Below are 14847 nucleotides of genomic sequence, written 5' to 3' on the forward strand. Positions count from 1 at the left end.
TCCCTATGCTGCCGGTTCCTGCCCCTCTAACTCAACTGGGCCGGCCGAAGCCGGTGCGGGGGCGCCGTCGTCGGGAACCATGACCCACCGATGCGCGGGACGCGCGACGGGTTTGCGATGGAAGCCCTCGAAAATGCGGGTCGCGGCCGCCAGGGTGGCGGCCGCGAGCAGGTAGGCGACGACCATCAGGACGGTGTTGTTGGCGATGCCCTGCGCGTCGGTGGCGAAGCTGGTCACGATGGCAGCGATGGAGACGGCGTAGCTGCAGACCCACGCGATCCACCACTGCAGGACGGGTCCGCGTAGCCGCACCCAATGGTCTTCGAGCAGGGCCAGCTCGATCACGTAGACCGGGGCCCACAAGAGATTGGCCAGCGGCACGACGCAGCCGGCCCACAGTGCCCGCGGCGAGCGCGGCTCCGGCAGCCCGTGATGGGCGAACGCGGCGGCGCGCCGCGCGATCAGCCAACGGATCAGGAGCACGCCCGACGCGATCACCGCCGCGCCCGCCCCCACGCTGGCGAGCACGCCCAGCCAGTCGGCCGCGAGGGCCACCCACGAATTCAGCAGGGTGTTCCGGTTGATGACCAGCAGCACATAGCGGACGACGTAAACCAGGGCGGCGATGCTGAGGACCAGCACGCTCACGAATGAGGTGGTGCGGATGACCTGCCCCGTCGGCCCCGCCGCCGCGGGCGCTGCGCCGGCGGCGGGCGCCTGCTCGACGCGGTCCGCCAAACTCCAACGCGGTATCACCGTGTAGCGCGGCGTGGGCCCGAGGGGGCGCCGGGCGTGTCGGGCCGGCGGCGCGGCGCCGGGACGCACCGCGATCCAGCGATAGCCGGGCGGCAGCCGTGGCGGGGTGCGCTGCCACCCCGGAGACCGCTGGGGTCCGGCCGGGGGCGGGGCGCCCGCGGAGGCCCACCGCGGGTCGGCGGGCGGCGACTGAGGCGCCATGAGGGCGCCGCGGCAGCGGGGACACCACTCGCGTTGCCGGTCGCGCACGTTCCAGCGGGTGCCGCACTGGGAGCACACCTGGATCACCGGACCAGACTAGCGCCGCGACGATGCGCGCAGCGGAACGCGGGGCGCTGAGGAGCGGCGCTCGAGGGGGCGTGGGCAACGTAATCGGCCGCCGCGGACTATCCACAGTTTCCACAGGTTTATCCACATAGGCCCCCGGGGTATAGAGAACCATCGCTACTGCCTCTGGCGCCGAACTGTGGTGTAACTGTGGATAACATCGCGGTGTTGCACGCATGTCTTAAACAGTCCAAGCCGCCCGTGTGAGCGAAATGGATTGCCCCACTAAGCATCGGCGCGACGGCGCCCGCGCCGCCCCGGCTCCCGTCCCGACGTCTTGTAACCACCCACGTCCCGGTCCTCGCTAACCCGCAGCTCAGGGCGCTATTTTTTCAACTTCGCCGCAAAGCGCTATGATCGCGTTCTCGTAAGTGTTTGTGACTCACCTCACTCACCGTGAGGTGAACCGGGGGGTGGAAGGCGATTGATGGCCACGCATTCGTTCGGTCCGGGTTCACCGGCCGCGTCGAAGTCGTATTGCGGCTCGCCCGCGTGGAATCACAGCTACACCATCGCGGCGCTGCGCGCCGGACTGATCGCACTGGCCTTACTGGCCGTGCTCGCGGTCATCGTCTTGTTCTGAACTGACCCCGAGCGGGTATCCGCCCTGCGGCTCAGAGGGGTCATTCTTGCGGTGCGCGCGCTCATGGAGCAGGGTTGATAACGGTCGGCCGCCGCAAGGCGCCCCGTGACTGAGCGTCAAGACGATAATCGAAGAAAGGAACGCCGTGGCTGAATACACCCTGCCCGACTTGGACTGGGACTACGCAGCGTTGGAACCGCACATCTCAGGCCAGATCAACGAGATCCACCACAGTAAGCACCACGCCACCTACGTCAAAGGCGTGAACGACGCTCTGTCCAAGCTCGAAGAGGCCCGTGCCAACGAAGATCACGCTGCGATCTTCCTGAACGAAAAGAACCTGGCCTTTCACCTGGGCGGCCACGTCAACCACTCCATCTGGTGGAAGAACCTGTCGCCGGACGGCGGCGACAAGCCGACCGGCGAATTGGCCGCCGCGATCGACGACGCCTTCGGATCCTTCGACCGGTTCCGCGCGCAGTTCAGCGCGGCCGCCAACGGCCTGCAGGGGTCGGGCTGGGCGGTGCTGGGCTACGACACCCTCGGCAACCGGCTGCTGACCTTCCAGCTCTACGACCAGCAGGCCAACGTGCCGCTGGGCATCATTCCGCTGCTGCAGGTCGACATGTGGGAGCACGCTTTCTACCTGCAGTACAAGAACGTCAAGGCGGACTACGTCAAGGCGTTCTGGAACGTCGTCAACTGGGCCGATGTGCAGAAGCGCTACGCCGCGGCGACCTCGAAAACCCAGGGCCTGATTTTCGGCTGACTTTTATTTCGATCGGCGGGGGCGTCGCGCGGATTGCGCGGCGCCCCAGTCGTTTGTGTGGCCCCGCAGCGGGTCGATCTGAAGATCCGCGACGCTGACCGTGTCGTGTTGCACGGCGCCTAATCCGCAGGCATTCTTAATTATTCGGACTACCAGTGTGGTTATTCCCAACGGAGGCGTCGCGCGGAGGTCGGAGATGGAAACTGGGTCGGATCGACCGATCGGGGTCTCCCCGTTCCATTCTCGTGGGTCCCTGAAGGGGTTCCTGATCTCCGGCCGTTGGCCCGATTCGACGAAAGAATGGGCCCAGCTGCTCATGGTCGCGGTCCGGATCGCGTCGTTGCCCGGGTTGCTCTCCACCACAACGGTGTTCGGCGCCCGCGAAGAACTGCCCGACGAACCCGAACCGGACACGGTCGGCCTGGTGCTGGCCGAGGGCACGGTCTTTGGTGAATCGGCAATCCAGCCAGGCTATTTCGCCGACCATCAGCCCCCCGCGCTACTCATGCTGCATCCGCCGTCGGAAACCACGCCGTCGCTGCCCGAATGCACGGGGGCGGCATCGGGATGCGTATTGCTGCCCGGGTTGCCCTATCTCGGCCTGGAACACCGGGCGGCCTGGGTGGAGGCAGAAGCCGACGGCACCATCACGTCGATGGTGAGCCGGGTCGGCGTCGATCCGATCAGCCATCCCGACACGGCGATTTTGGCGATGCTGCTCGCCGCCTAGCGAGAACACGGCGGCGCGAATGGCGATTCGCCTTCCCGGCCGCGAGGAGGCGCTTCGCGCCCGCGGGGATCACGCGACCGGACCGCTCTGGCGACCGTCACGTCGGGCGGCGGTCAGCGGTGGACCGGTCGTGGATGAGCGCAACCCCGACGGCGCCCACTAAGTTAACGGCCCCTCGACCATCGGTGTCCACCATGCGGCCGGCGGGTTGCGGCGCGCCCTCGATGGCCAGGTTTCGGGCCCGGCAGCAAATGGCGTACCGGATCGGGCCAGCTTGCCGGTCCGTTGCGGTGCAATCGCCCAGCACGGCGCGGGCCCTCGCAACGGCCCCCACGAGGCGCCCGGCCCGCCACTTCGGGACGGGTGTCCGATTCTGCGGATAACCTGTGAGTTCCATGGATTTTGTGGACACCTCAGCGAATCAGTTAGACGCTCGTCAAGTGGGGAGTTGGTGGGCGTCGGCTGTGCCGCTCGGGAATCCTTCGGGGTTTGCACCTGGTTACCCTTACCAAGCCTCGCTACCATGATCAGCAAATACACCTAGGTAATAGTTCGCTTCTACAGCCCAGTGGAGGTCATATCAATGAGCACGACGTTCGCTGCTCGCCTGAACCGCCTGTTCGACACGGTGTATCCGCCTGGACGCGGTGCGCACACCTCCGCGGAAGTGATCGCGGCGCTCAAGGCGGAGGGCATAACGATGTCGGCTCCCTACTTGTCGCAGTTGCGTTCCGGCAACCGCACCAACCCGTCCTCGGCGACGATGGCCGCCCTGGCCAACTTCTTCCGCATCAAGCCGGCTTACTTCACCGACGACGAGTACTACGAGAAGCTCGACAAGGAATTGTCGTGGCTGGCCACGGCGCGCGACGACAACGTGCGCCGCATCGCGATGCGCACGGCCGAGCTCTCCCCCGAGGCCCAGCGCGAGGTCATGGAGCGCGTCAACGAGCTGCGCCGCGCGGAGCACCTGGACGCCTAGCGGCCTCGGCCAGCCCTGGGGGGCTGGCGCCCGCCCATTCCGATTAGGGTTGGCAAACGGATCGCGAACGCGAGAGCGTTAGACGACGATTGCCAGCGAGATACCGGGAGGCGGCCGGGAATGGCCCTGTTCGGCAAGCGAAAGAGCCGCGCGACGCGTCGCGCTGAAGCCCGCGCCATCAAGGCCCGCGCGAAGCTCGAGGCCAAGCTGGCCGCGAAAAACGAGGTGCGGCGCGCCAAGTCCGCCCAACGGGCGGAGAACAAGGCGCTCAGGGCCCAGATCAAGGCGCAGCGCGACAGTGACCGCAACGCGCTCAAAGTCGCTGAGGCCCAACTCAAGGCGGCGCGGGAGGGCAAGATCTTCTCCCCGACCCGGATCCGCCGCGTGCTGACGGTCTCGCGGCTGCTCGCACCGATCCTCACCCCGGTGATCTACCGGTTGGCCGTCTCGGCGCGCGCGCTGATCGATCAGCGCCGCGCGGACCGGCTCGGAATCCCGCTGGCTCAGATCGGCCAGTTCTCCGGCCCCGGCGCCCAGCTGTCGGCCCGCATCGCGGGGGCCGAGAGGTCGTTGCGGTCGGTGCAGGACAAGAAGCCCAAGGACGCCGAGACGAAGGCGTTCGTGGTCGCCATCACCGAGCGGCTCACCGATCTGTCGGCGGCCGTCACCGCCGCGGAGAATCTGCCCGCCGCGCGTCGCCGGGCGGCCCACGCCGCGATCTCGTCGCAGCTCGAAGGCATCGAGGCCGATCTGATGGCCCGCCTCGGGTTGAGCTGACCGACCCCACGAAAGGCAATCTCCTCCCATGTCAATCCACGGCAGGTGGATCCCGCGCATCCTGTTCGCGGCCGGCGCGGTCGTCGTCCTGGCCCTCGGGTCGGCGCTGCAGTCGCCGACGGCGTCGGCGCACGTCCACGCCAGCAGCGACAATCCGGTGCGCGGCGCCATGGCCCTGGTCACCTTCCAGGTGCCCAACGAATCGAACGTCGGGGCCGCCACCACCGCCTTGACCGTCGCCCTGCCCGGCGTCGCCTCGGCGCGCACCGAAAGCATGCCGGGCTGGACGGCCAGGCTCGACCGCGACGCGGCGTCCGGTGCCGTCCGCTCGGTGACATGGACGGCCGCCCCCGGCGGGGGGATCGCCGCTGACCAATTCGCGCTGTTCCGGTTATCCGTGAAGTTGCCCGACACCGACACCGTCAGCTTCCCGGCCACGCAGTCCTACGCCGACGGGACCGTCGTGAAGTGGGATCAGGCGCCGCTGCCCGACGGCGGCGAGCCCGAACACCCGGCGCCCATGCTCACCCTTGCCACCGGGCCGGCGGGGTCACACCACCACCATGGGACGCCCGACCAAGCGACCGAACCGGCGCGGCCCCACGCGGCCGACAACACCGCGCGATTGTTGGGCGGCGCCGCTCTGGTGGTCGCCGCGCTGGGCGTCGCGATCGCGTTGATCCGCCGCCGCCCGTGAAACGGCTGGCGTTCGGCGCGTGCGTGAGCGCCATGTTCGCGATGGCCACGCTCACCGCGCCGGTGTCGTCGGCGCACGCCACGCGGATCGCCACCGACCCCGCGGCCAACGCGGTGCTGGCCTCCGGCCCGCAGCGGGTCAGCGCGACCTTCAACGAGCAGTTGCAGACCACGTTCGCCGCGATGACGGTGGTCGGCCCGGACGGCAACGTGTGGTCCGCCGGCGAGCCCACCGTGGCCGGCGCGATGGTCAGCATCGCCCTGCGTCCACTGGGACCGTCCGGCACGTACACGGTGAACTACCGGGTGACCTCCGCGGACGGCCACGTGGTGTCCGGGTCCTGGTCGTTCCAGCTCACGGTGTCCGGCACCGGCACGCCCGGGCCACCGGTTGCCGGCGGCGGGGGCGGCGGCGGTGACGTCCCCGTCTGGCCGTTCGTGGCGGCCGCGTTGGCGCTCGTCGCGGGCGGCGCCTGGTGGGCGGTGCGGCACAGGCGGTGATCGAGGCGCCGTCACGCGTGCTGGCATGATGGGGTCGAGATCCCTGAGCTAGGGAAACGACGACAGAGGAAGCTCAAGGAGCGGCCGCATGGCAGACCCGCAGGACCCCACCAACAGCGCGCCCGACGGCGCCGGCACTCCGCCGGAGAAGAAACCGCCCGCCAAGGCGGCGAAAAAGACCGCGAAGGCGCCCGCCAAGAAGGCACCTGCGAAGAAGGCGCCCGCCAAAAAGGCGCCCGCCAAGAAAGCGCCCGCGAAGAAGGCGCCGGCCAAGAACGCCGAACCCGCACCCCCGGGGCCACCCGAGCCGCCGGCCGGCGTGCAGCAGCGGGCCGAAACCAATGGCGACCTCACGGCCGCCGCCAAAGACGCTGCCGCACAGGCGAAGTCCACCGTGGAAGCCGCCAACAACCCGGTCTCTCCCGCCGTCCCGGGCCCCGCGGTGGGCCAATCCCCGGTGCCGCTGATCGTCGCCGTGGCCGTCAGCCTGCTGGCCATCCTGCTCATCCGCCAGCTGCGCCGTCGCTGAGGGCGCGGGCGTTTACATGTCAGAAGTGACGGTGCCATTCCGGCCGACCGCCGACCTGGTCGACAGCATCGGCCCCGACGTGCGCAGCTGCGACACCCAATTCCGCCAGCTCGGCGGGCGCGCCGAGTTCGCCGGCCCGATCAGTACCGTGCGCTGCTTTCAGGACAATGCGCTGCTGAAGTCGGTGCTCTCGGAGCCCGGTGACGGCGGGATATTGGTGATCGACGGCGCCGGCTCGCTGCACACCGCGCTGGTGGGCGACGTCATCGCCGAGCTCGCGCGGTCCAACGGCTGGGCCGGGCTCATCATCAACGGCGCGGTGCGGGACTCCGCCGCGTTGCGGGGCATGAACATCGGCATCAAGGCGCTGGGCACCAATCCGCGCAAGAGCACCAAGACCGGCGCCGGCGAACGCGATGTCGAAATCACCCTGGGCGGTGTGACGTTCGTGCCCGGCGAGATCGCCTACAGCGACGACGACGGGATCGTCGTCGTCGCCACAGACTCCTAAACCGCTACCGGCGCAGGCTTTTTCGCGAACTTCAAGCCCTCGTCGTCGACCTTGCCGCGCCGGATCGTGCGCATGTCGAAGAAGTAGTTCTGCTTGAGCCGCCACGGCGCCCGCGATCCCGACTTGGGCAGCAGGTGCATCGACCGCCGGAAGTAGCCGGGAGTGAAGTCCATGAACGGCAGCTCGTCCACGTCGTTGCCCGGATGCTGCGGCTCCACGAAGTCAAAACCCTTGGCGTCCATGTAGTTCAGCAGTCGGCAGACGAATTCGGAGACCAGGTCGGCCTTCAGCGTCCAGGACGCGTTGGTGTAGCCGAAGGTGATGGCGAAGTTCGGCACGCCGGAGAACATCAGGCCCTTGTAGGTCATCAGCGAGGTCAGGTCGATGTCCTCGCCGTTGCGGGTCGGCTTCACCCCGCCCAGCAACTGCATGTTCAATCCCGTTGCGGTGATGATGATGTCGGCCGCCAACTCCTCACCCGAGGTGAGCTTGATGCCGGTCTTGGTGAACCGGTCGATCGTGTCGGTGACGACGTCGGCCTTGCCGTGCCGGATGGTCCGGAAGAAGTCGCCGTCCGGCGCCAGGCACAGCCGCTCGTCCCAGACGTTGTAGCGCGGCCCGAAGTGCTTCTCGACGTCGTAGCCCTGCGGCAGCCGTCGCTGCGCCATCGTCATCAACGTCTTGCGCATGTAGGCCGGGGCCTTGCGGGACAGCTGGTACTGGAAAGTGCTGAACGCGATGGCTTTCCAGCGGTTGGCCATGTGCGCGAGGCGCTCGGGCAGCAGCCGGTTGGCCTTCTCGGCGAAGGGGTCGACGCCGGGCAGCGACCCGATGTAGGTCGGCGAGCGCTGCAGCATCGTGACGTGACCGGCACCGGAGTTCACCAGGGCGGGGATCAGGGTGATCGCGGTCGCGCCGGATCCGATGACGACGATCCGCTTGCCCGCGTAGTCCAGGTCCTCCGGCCAGTGCTGCGGATGCACGATGGTGCCCACGAAGTCGTCGGAGCCTTCGAAGGTGGGCGAGAACCCCTCGTCGTAGTTGTAGTAGCCGGTGCAGGCGAACAGGAACGAACAGGTCATCTCGCTGGTGCGGCCGTCGTTCTCGACCGTCAGCGTCCAGCGGTTGTCGACGTCGGACCAGTCGGCGGCCACCACCCGGTGGTTGTAGCGGATGTGCGGCTCGATCCGGTTCTCGACCGCGGCCTCCCTGATGTAGGCCTTGATCGACGCGCCGTCGGCGATCGACTTCGCCGAACGCCAGGGCTTGAACCGGAAGCCGAGGGTGAACATGTCCGAGTCCGATCGGATGCCCGGGTACTTGAAGAGGTCCCAGGTGCCGCCGAGGTCGGCGCGGCGCTCGAGGATGGCGTAGCTCTTGGTCGGGCAGCGTTCCTGCAGGTGCCAGGCCGCGCTCACACCGGAGATGCCGGCGCCCACGATGAGGACGTCAAGGTGCTCAGTCATACGGCCACGCTATCAACACGGTGTTGAATCGGTCAACACCGTGTCGAAACTCTCGACGCCGTGTAAAGTAGCGGCCGTGACTACCGTCGGTTCCGCCCGCACCCACCGGGGCAGGCGCTCGGCGCGCCCGTCCGGCGACGACCGCGAACTGGCCATCTTGACCACCGCCGAACGGTTGCTGCAGGAACGCCCGCTCGCCGACATCTCCGTCGACGACCTCGCCAAGGGGGCCGGGCTGTCCCGGCCGACGTTCTACTTCTATTTCCCGTCCAAGGACGCGGTGCTGTTCACCCTGTTCGAGCGGGTGATCATGGAGGCAGACTCCGCGCTGGAGTCGCTGGTCGCCAGCCCGCCCGCCGACCTGAAAGCGTTGTGGCGCATCGGGATCAACGTATTTGTCGAGACCTTCGGCACGCATCGCGCGGTGTCGCTGGCCGCCGATGCCGCGCGCACCAACAAGGACGTCGGCGAGCTGTGGTCACGCTTCATGCAGAAATGGGTCGACCACATCACCACCGTGATCGAAGCCGAGCGCGCGCGCGGCGCCGCGCCGGTGACACTGCCGGCGCGCAACCTGTCCGCGGCACTGAACCTGCTCAACGAAAAGGTCATGCTCAGCGCGTTCGCCGGCGGGCGACCGTCGGTGCCCAGCGAGCAACTGCTCGACACGCTGGTGCACATCTGGGTCAGCAGCGTGTACGGCGAGGCCTGCTGAAACGGGTTTGTCGGCGCCCCGTGCGAACATATGTTCGTGCGGTGTGACCCGTCCATTCTGCACGCGGACCTGGACTCCTTCTACGCGTCCGTCGAACAGCGCGACGACCCGGCCCTGCGCGGACGCCCGGTGATCGTCGGCGGCGGCGTGGTGCTGGCCGCGAGCTACGAGGCCAAGGCCTACGGCGTGCGCACGGCCATGGGCGGGGCGCAGGCGCGGCGGTTGTGCCCGGCCGCCGTGGTGGTGCCGCCGCGGATGAGCGCCTACAGCCGCGCCAGCGACGCCGTCTTCGAGGTGTTCCGTGATTGCACCCCGATCGTGGAAGCGCTGTCGGTCGACGAGGCCTTCCTCGACGTCGGTGGGCTGCGCCGGGTCAGCGGCACGCCGGTGGCGATCGCCGAGCGGTTGCGCGCCGACGTGCGCGAGCGGGTCGGGCTGCCGATCACCGTCGGGATCGCCCGGACCAAGTTCCTTGCCAAGGTCGCCAGCCAGGAGGCCAAGCCCGACGGGCTGCTGCTGGTGCCCCCCGATCAGGAGTTGACGTTTTTGCGGCCGCTGCCGGTGCGCCGGCTGTGGGGCGTGGGCGCGGTGACCGCCGAGAAGCTGCATACGCACGGCATCGTCACCGTGGCCGACGTCGCCGAGCTCAGCGAGTCGGCGCTGGGCTCGATGGTCGGTGGCGCGATGGGTCGTCAGCTCTATGCGCTGTCGCGCAACATCGACCGCCGGCGGGTCACCGCCGGCGTTCGTCGCCGCTCCGTCGGCGCGCAGCGAGCGCTGGGCCGCTCCGGTAATGCCATGTCGCCCAACGAGATCGACGCCGTGGTGGTGAACTTGATCGACCGCATCACCGGCCGCATGCGCGCCGCCGGGCGCACCGGCCGCACGGTGGTGCTGCGGCTGCGCTTCGACGACTTCACCAGGGCCACGCGCTCGCACACCCTGCCGTGGGCCACGTCGGCCACGGCGCCCATCCTGGCCGCCGCGCGGCGCCTGGTCGCGGGCGCGGCGCCGCTGATCGCGCAGCGCGGCCTGACGCTGGTCGGGTTCGCGGTGTCGGGCATCGACCGCAGCGGCGCCCAGCAGCTGATGCTGCCGTTCGGCGAATCGAGCCGGCGCGCTGCCGGCGACGACATCGACGCCGCCATCGACCGGGTGCGCCGGCGCTATGGCAAGTCGGCGCTCACGCCCGCGGTGCTATTGGGGCGCGATCCGGGCTTCGAGATGCCGCACCTGCCCGACTGACGGGTCGTCGGTGTTTTCACTAATTATTCAATTACTCTTTGCCACATGCCTTTTCGATGATTTGAGGTTGATTTGAATCAGCCTCGCGACCCCGCTTGTGCGGCGGCCCGCTTGTTAGGTTGGCGTAAACCCGACCTCGAAAGTGAGCAACTGAATCCGATGCCGCCGCACCAATCCCGCGACACCGGCCTGCCCCGCGAAGGTCTCCTGCTCGGTTACAGCGCGTTACTCGCCTTATCCGCGGGCTTCGTCAATGCCGTGGCGCTGCTGATCTTGGCGGTGCCCGTCGGCAATCTGACCGGGATCACCACCCAGCTGGGCATGCACACGGCCAACCCGTGGCTGTACGAAGGCCACGTGCTCGGCGCAATCTTTCTGGGCTTCCTGATGGGAGCGGCCATAGCCGGGGCGATCCTCGCACCCACCGATGCCCTTGCGGGCCCACGCCACGCCGCCGTGCTGTACCTCGAGGCAGGCTTGCTCGTGCTCGCCGCGGCCGGGGGAGCGGAGACCGTCGTCAGGGCACAGATCAACGCCCTGGGCGTCGAGCAGACCGCGGTGCAGGCGCTGTTCGCCGCCGCGGCGCTCGGCCTGCAAAACGGGATGACGTCGAGCTTTCGCGGGATGGCGATCCGCACCACGCACTTCACCGGAACCATCACCGACCTCGGGCTGATCCTCGGCCGCAGCCGGATACACGGCATCAAGAACTGGAAAACGGCGATACTGGCCGCCACCCTGGTGTTATTCCTCGGCGGCGGCGTGGCCGGGATCATGTTCGGGGCTCAGTTGGGGGGTTACGCGCTGCTCATCCCGGCCGCGATCTGCGCGACCGTCGGCGCCGCAAACCTGCTGCAGGGCACCGTCCGCAGCGCCGCACCGGTTCCCGAGCGCGCCGAACGGGTGCGGGTCTGAGCGGCCGCGGACAACTGGGCCGCCGCCGTGAGGCCGGCCCGTCCCGCACCGACAATACGACTTTCATGCGCGTGCCTAACCCAGTCGCGGAGCAGGGCCTATCCTAGCACTAGGCAATAATTGCACTAGGCAAATTAATGGGGGTCTCGTGCTGAAAGAACTGGCGAGCGTGCCCGCGGGAATTCAGGCCCTGGAGGCGGTTGGGACGGTGACGACGCAGGATTACGACCGGGTGTTTGCGCCGCTGGTCGATCGGGTGCGCCGAACGAAGGGACGGATGCGGCTGCTCTACCAATTCGGCCCGGGCTTCGAGCGGATCACGCCGGGCGCATTGTGGGCGGACACCCGACTTGGGGTGGGCTACCTGGCCGCGCTCGATGGGTGTGCTGTCGTGAGCGACATCGAGTGGATTCGGGCGCCCGCGCGCGGCATCAGTGCGTGGATGCCGTGCCCGCTGCGGGTGTATGGCAACGCCGAGCGCGACGACGCGGTCGCCTGGCTGGCCTCGCTGCCCCGCGGCGCCGAGGTGTCGAAGCGGGGCATGGCCAAGGCCTTCATCGGTGGCACCCTCGCTGCGGTGGGAAGCCTTGCGGGACTGGTCATTTCCGCGGGCACCAACGGCGGTCACGGGAGTCGTTGATCGCGGGACATCCGGCTCGCGGTCAGTTCGACCCGGTCCACTCCAGCAGCCGGTCGGCCGGCCAGGTGTTCACGATCCGGTCGGGGGGAACGCCCGCGTCCAGGGCGCGCTGCGCGCCGTAACCGAGGAAGTCCAGCTGGCCCGGGGCGTGGGCGTCGGTGTCGATGCTGAACACGCAACCGATCTCCAGCGCCAGGTTGAGCAGGCGGGTCGGCGGGTCGCGCCGCTCCGGCCGGGAGTTGATCTCCACCGCGGTGCCTGACTCGCGGCACGCCGTGAACACCGCCTCGGCGTCGAACTTGGATTCCGGCCGGATGCCGCGGTTGCCGGACACCAGCCGGCCGGTGCAGTGGCCGAGCACGTCGGCGTGCGGGTTTTGGACCGCGCGCAGCATGCGCCGGGTCATCGCGGCGGAATCCATCGACAACTTGGAGTGCACGCTGGCCACCACGACGTCGAGGCGTTCCAGCAGTTCGGGTTCCTGGTCCAGGCTGCCGTCGTCGAGGATGTCGACCTCGATCCCGGTGAGGATGCGCATGGGCGCGAACGTCTCCTGCAGCCGGTCGATCACGTCGAGCTGCTTGCGTAACCGCTCCGGCGACAGGCCGTTGGCGATGGTAAGCCGCGGCGAATGGTCGGTCAGCGCGCAGTATTCGTGGCCCAGCGCCGCCGCCGCGGCCATCATCTCCTCGATCGGAGCGGAGCCGTCCGACCAGTTGGAGTGCAGGTGCAGGTCGCCGCGCAGCGCGGCACGAATGTCACCGCCACCGAGATCTTCTGCGGTGGAACGCAATTCGACCAGCAGGTCGGGTTCTCGGCCGGACCACGCCTGGTCGATGACCTTGGCGGTTTTGGGGCCGATTCCCGGCAGCGATTGCCAGCTGTTGGCCTGGCCGTGGCGTTCGCGCGCCGCGTCGTCGAGGCCCTCGATGATGTCGGCCGCGTTGCGGTAGGCCATCACGCGTCTCGGGTCGTGACGGCTCCGGTCCTTGTAGTAGGCGATCTGCCGCAGGGCCGCTACCGGATCCATGACTCCAGTGTGCCCGCCAGAGCTCGGCGAGTTACAGCAGTTGGCCGACCACGAACCCGGCGAGCAGCACGCCGAACCCGCCGATTTCCCCGACGATCAGCGCGGCCATCGCCAATTCGGTGCTGCGGTCGGCGTTTTCGAATTGGTTGACGGTGTCGCGCCGTGCCCCGTGGGTGATGTAGGCGGCGATGGCCGCCACGAAGAAGAAGACGACGACGCCGGCGGCCGTCAGGTTCACCCACACCGGCCAGGCGCTCAGTTGCACGAAAACCGCGAGCAGCAGCGTCGCGAACGAATACAGCAGCGCCGCGCGATGCGCGATGTCGACGTAGGGATGCGCGAGATGATTCTCGGAGGTCATCATCCCGCGGTATTTCCAGATCCCGAGAACGAGCGCGAGCAGGAAGATCAGGCCCGCCGCCAGCAGCGTGAGCTTGGTGTCGATTCCCAGGGAGCAACAAGGGCAAGTCATAGCGCGGTCGAGTTTAGTTGCCCTTCATAAACGCCGACTAACGTCGTTGACATGCGATTCGCCTTCAAGACTTCTCCGCAGAACACCACCTGGGCCCAGATGCTGGCCGTATGGCAGGCCGCAGACGACATCGACGTCTACGAATCCGGGTGGACCTTCGACCACTTCTACCCGATCTTCTCCGACAGCAGCGGGCCCTGTCTGGAGGGGTGGACGACGCTGACGGCGCTGGCACAGGCCACCACGCGATTGCGGCTGGGCACCCTGGTCACCGGGATCCACTACCGCCACCCCGCGGTGCTGGCCAACATGGCGGCCGCCCTCGACATCATCTCCAACGGGCGCCTCGAGCTGGGGATCGGCGCCGGCTGGAACGAGGAGGAATCCGGCGCCTACGGCATCGAGCTGGGCAGCATCAAGGAACGCTTCGACCGCTTCGAGGAAGCCTGCGAGGTGCTGACCAGCCTTTTGACCACGGACTGCTCCGATTTTCAAGGCAGGTTCTATCAGCTCAAGGGTGCCCGCAACGAGCCCAAGGGGCCGCAGCGTCCGCACCCCCCGATCTGCATCGGCGGCAGCGGCGAGAAGCGCACGCTGCGGATCACCGCCCGCTACGCCCAGCACTGGAACTTCGTCGGCGGCCCGCCCGACGTTTTCGCCCACAAGCGTGACGTCCTCGCCGCACACTGCGCGGACATCGGCCGCGATCCGAAGGAGATCACCCTCTCGGCGCACCTGCGCCTCGAGCCGGACCTCGACTACGGGAAGGTCGTCGCGGACGCCGCCGGACTCGCCGCCGAAGGGCTCGACCTCGGGATCGTCTACCTACCCCCGCCACACGACCCCGCCGTGCTGGAACCGCTCGCCGAGGCGATCCGCGATTCGGGATTACTCGACGGATAGCACCGATTTTCGGGCCCCGCCCCTGGCGCTCAGGCGAAAATCCCGCCCGCCGGCCGCGGAGCAAACCCGCCGGGGGCCCGCAGGCGCGGCGGCAGAGTGGTCACGCGCCGAAGAGCAGTAGATCCTGGGCGGTGACCAACCGCTCGTGCTTGGCGGGGAACTCGCGACTTTTTACCGGGTGACGCAACCATGACCAGGCCATTCGCCCCATCCGCGTCCGGGGTACTGGGTGGATATGCACAAAAACCACTCCTGCAATCGGTCCGTCCATCCGGGAAACAGTGTGACCCCCCTGTGAGC

18 protein-coding genes are annotated in these 14847 nt (G+C 68.2%); 14 read left to right on the forward strand and 4 right to left on the reverse strand.

Translation table 11 applies throughout. The features are described 5' to 3' along the window. Positions 1-3: 3 nt before the first annotated feature. Positions 4-1044: a DUF4328 domain-containing protein gene (locus QGN30_RS01555; protein ID WP_036457979.1), complete on the reverse strand. Its 1041-nt coding sequence runs from the start codon at positions 1042-1044 to the stop codon at positions 4-6. A gap of 466 nt (positions 1045-1510) precedes the next feature. Here QGN30_RS01555 and QGN30_RS01560 point away from each other — a divergent pair, with 466 nt between their 5' ends. The 9 genes from QGN30_RS01560 to rraA all read left to right on the forward strand — a co-directional run bounded on the left by QGN30_RS01560 (position 1511) and on the right by rraA (position 7161). Next, a complete protein-coding gene (locus tag QGN30_RS01560) occupies positions 1511-1666 on the forward strand; it encodes a hypothetical protein (protein WP_008262955.1) in 156 nt (51 codons plus the stop codon). Between the two features lie 145 nt (positions 1667-1811). Next, positions 1812-2435, forward strand: coding sequence for a superoxide dismutase (locus QGN30_RS01565; protein WP_007771867.1), 624 nt, complete (start codon positions 1812-1814; stop codon positions 2433-2435). Between the two features lie 196 nt (positions 2436-2631). After that, positions 2632-3165, forward strand: a complete 534-nt coding sequence (locus tag QGN30_RS01570) for a hypothetical protein (RefSeq protein WP_008262953.1) — start codon at positions 2632-2634, stop codon at positions 3163-3165. 583 nt (positions 3166-3748) lie between these two features. Then, a complete protein-coding gene (locus QGN30_RS01575; protein ID WP_008262950.1) occupies positions 3749-4147 on the forward strand; it encodes a secretion protein EspR in 399 nt (132 codons plus the stop codon). 120 nt (positions 4148-4267) lie between these two features. After that, positions 4268-4924: a DUF6474 family protein gene (locus QGN30_RS01580; RefSeq protein WP_014378840.1), complete on the forward strand. Its 657-nt coding sequence runs from the start codon at positions 4268-4270 to the stop codon at positions 4922-4924. A 28-nt stretch (positions 4925-4952) separates the two neighbouring features. Continuing rightward, the gene (locus QGN30_RS01585; RefSeq protein ID WP_009955499.1) at positions 4953-5621 is read left to right on the forward strand and encodes a YcnI family copper-binding membrane protein; all 669 of its coding nucleotides are present in this window, start codon (positions 4953-4955) and stop codon (positions 5619-5621) included. Beyond that, the gene (locus QGN30_RS01590; RefSeq protein ID WP_009955498.1) at positions 5618-6121 is read left to right on the forward strand and encodes a copper resistance CopC family protein; all 504 of its coding nucleotides are present in this window, start codon (positions 5618-5620) and stop codon (positions 6119-6121) included. Before QGN30_RS01585 ends, QGN30_RS01590 begins: the two co-directional genes overlap by 4 nt. An 88-nt stretch (positions 6122-6209) precedes the next feature. Next, on the forward strand, positions 6210-6650 hold the full coding sequence (locus QGN30_RS01595) for an Rv3852 family protein (RefSeq protein WP_009955496.1): 441 nt from the start codon (positions 6210-6212) through the stop codon (positions 6648-6650). 25 nt (positions 6651-6675) lie between these two features. After that, entirely contained in the window at positions 6676-7161 is a 486-nt protein-coding gene (gene rraA, locus QGN30_RS01600; protein WP_009955495.1) for a ribonuclease E activity regulator RraA, read from the forward strand. On the opposite strand, the gene QGN30_RS01605 is transcribed toward rraA, so the two are convergent. Beyond that, positions 7158-8627 (reverse strand): flavin-containing monooxygenase, encoded by a 1470-nt coding sequence (locus QGN30_RS01605; protein ID WP_064892790.1) that lies wholly within the window; start codon positions 8625-8627, stop codon positions 7158-7160. The two genes, rraA and QGN30_RS01605, sit on opposite strands and share 4 nt — an antisense overlap. A 76-nt stretch (positions 8628-8703) precedes the next feature. On the opposite strand from QGN30_RS01605, the gene QGN30_RS01610 reads away from it, so the two are divergent. The 4 genes from QGN30_RS01610 (at position 8704) to QGN30_RS01625 (ending at position 12142) form a co-directional block, all read left to right on the forward strand. Further along, positions 8704-9342 carry a TetR/AcrR family transcriptional regulator gene (locus QGN30_RS01610; protein ID WP_009955493.1) on the forward strand — a complete coding sequence of 213 codons (639 nt, stop codon included), beginning with the start codon at positions 8704-8706 and terminating at the stop codon, positions 9340-9342. 30 nt (positions 9343-9372) lie between these two features. After that, positions 9373-10587: a DNA polymerase IV gene (dinB, locus tag QGN30_RS01615; RefSeq protein WP_248913501.1), complete on the forward strand. Its 1215-nt coding sequence runs from the start codon at positions 9373-9375 to the stop codon at positions 10585-10587. A gap of 159 nt (positions 10588-10746) precedes the next feature. Beyond that, positions 10747-11502: a YoaK family protein gene (locus QGN30_RS01620; RefSeq protein WP_008262924.1), complete on the forward strand. Its 756-nt coding sequence runs from the start codon at positions 10747-10749 to the stop codon at positions 11500-11502. Between the two features lie 148 nt (positions 11503-11650). Next, entirely contained in the window at positions 11651-12142 is a 492-nt protein-coding gene (locus tag QGN30_RS01625) for an STAS/SEC14 domain-containing protein (protein ID WP_038534775.1), read from the forward strand. Between the two features lie 22 nt (positions 12143-12164). Here the strand turns inward: QGN30_RS01625 and QGN30_RS01630 are convergent, their stop codons facing one another. Together QGN30_RS01630 and QGN30_RS01635 are read right to left on the reverse strand one after the other, a co-directional pair. Next, entirely contained in the window at positions 12165-13172 is a 1008-nt protein-coding gene (locus QGN30_RS01630; protein WP_014383624.1) for a PHP domain-containing protein, read from the reverse strand. Between the two features lie 31 nt (positions 13173-13203). Next, complete coding sequence (locus QGN30_RS01635) at positions 13204-13644, reverse strand: hypothetical protein (protein WP_008262917.1); 441 nt, start codon at positions 13642-13644, stop codon at positions 13204-13206. 51 nt (positions 13645-13695) lie between these two features. On the opposite strand from QGN30_RS01635, the gene QGN30_RS01640 reads away from it, so the two are divergent. Beyond that, positions 13696-14547 carry an LLM class F420-dependent oxidoreductase gene (locus QGN30_RS01640; RefSeq protein ID WP_014383623.1) on the forward strand — a complete coding sequence of 284 codons (852 nt, stop codon included), beginning with the start codon at positions 13696-13698 and terminating at the stop codon, positions 14545-14547. The last annotated feature ends 300 nt before the right edge of the window (positions 14548-14847 follow it).

The organism is Mycobacterium sp. 3-98, assembly GCF_035918355.1.
Taxonomy (GTDB): Bacteria; Actinomycetota; Actinomycetes; order Mycobacteriales; family Mycobacteriaceae; genus Mycobacterium; species Mycobacterium intracellulare.

Coding starts and splice junctions, on each gene's coding strand:
- QGN30_RS01560 (WP_008262955.1), top strand. CDS start 1,511: ATGGCCACGCATTCGTTCGGTCCGGGTTCACCGGCCGCGTCGAAGTCG.
- QGN30_RS01570 (WP_008262953.1), top strand. CDS start 2,632: ATGGAAACTGGGTCGGATCGACCGATCGGGGTCTCCCCGTTCCATTCT.
- QGN30_RS01575 (WP_008262950.1), top strand. CDS start 3,749: ATGAGCACGACGTTCGCTGCTCGCCTGAACCGCCTGTTCGACACGGTG.
- QGN30_RS01580 (WP_014378840.1), top strand. CDS start 4,268: ATGGCCCTGTTCGGCAAGCGAAAGAGCCGCGCGACGCGTCGCGCTGAA.
- QGN30_RS01585 (WP_009955499.1), top strand. CDS start 4,953: ATGTCAATCCACGGCAGGTGGATCCCGCGCATCCTGTTCGCGGCCGGC.
- QGN30_RS01595 (WP_009955496.1), top strand. CDS start 6,210: ATGGCAGACCCGCAGGACCCCACCAACAGCGCGCCCGACGGCGCCGGC.
- QGN30_RS01605 (WP_064892790.1), bottom strand. CDS start 8,627: ATGACTGAGCACCTTGACGTCCTCATCGTGGGCGCCGGCATCTCCGGT.
- dinB (WP_248913501.1), top strand. CDS start 9,373: ATGTTCGTGCGGTGTGACCCGTCCATTCTGCACGCGGACCTGGACTCC.
- QGN30_RS01620 (WP_008262924.1), top strand. CDS start 10,747: ATGCCGCCGCACCAATCCCGCGACACCGGCCTGCCCCGCGAAGGTCTC.
- QGN30_RS01630 (WP_014383624.1), bottom strand. CDS start 13,172: ATGGATCCGGTAGCGGCCCTGCGGCAGATCGCCTACTACAAGGACCGG.
- QGN30_RS01635 (WP_008262917.1), bottom strand. CDS start 13,644: ATGACTTGCCCTTGTTGCTCCCTGGGAATCGACACCAAGCTCACGCTG.
- QGN30_RS01640 (WP_014383623.1), top strand. CDS start 13,696: ATGCGATTCGCCTTCAAGACTTCTCCGCAGAACACCACCTGGGCCCAG.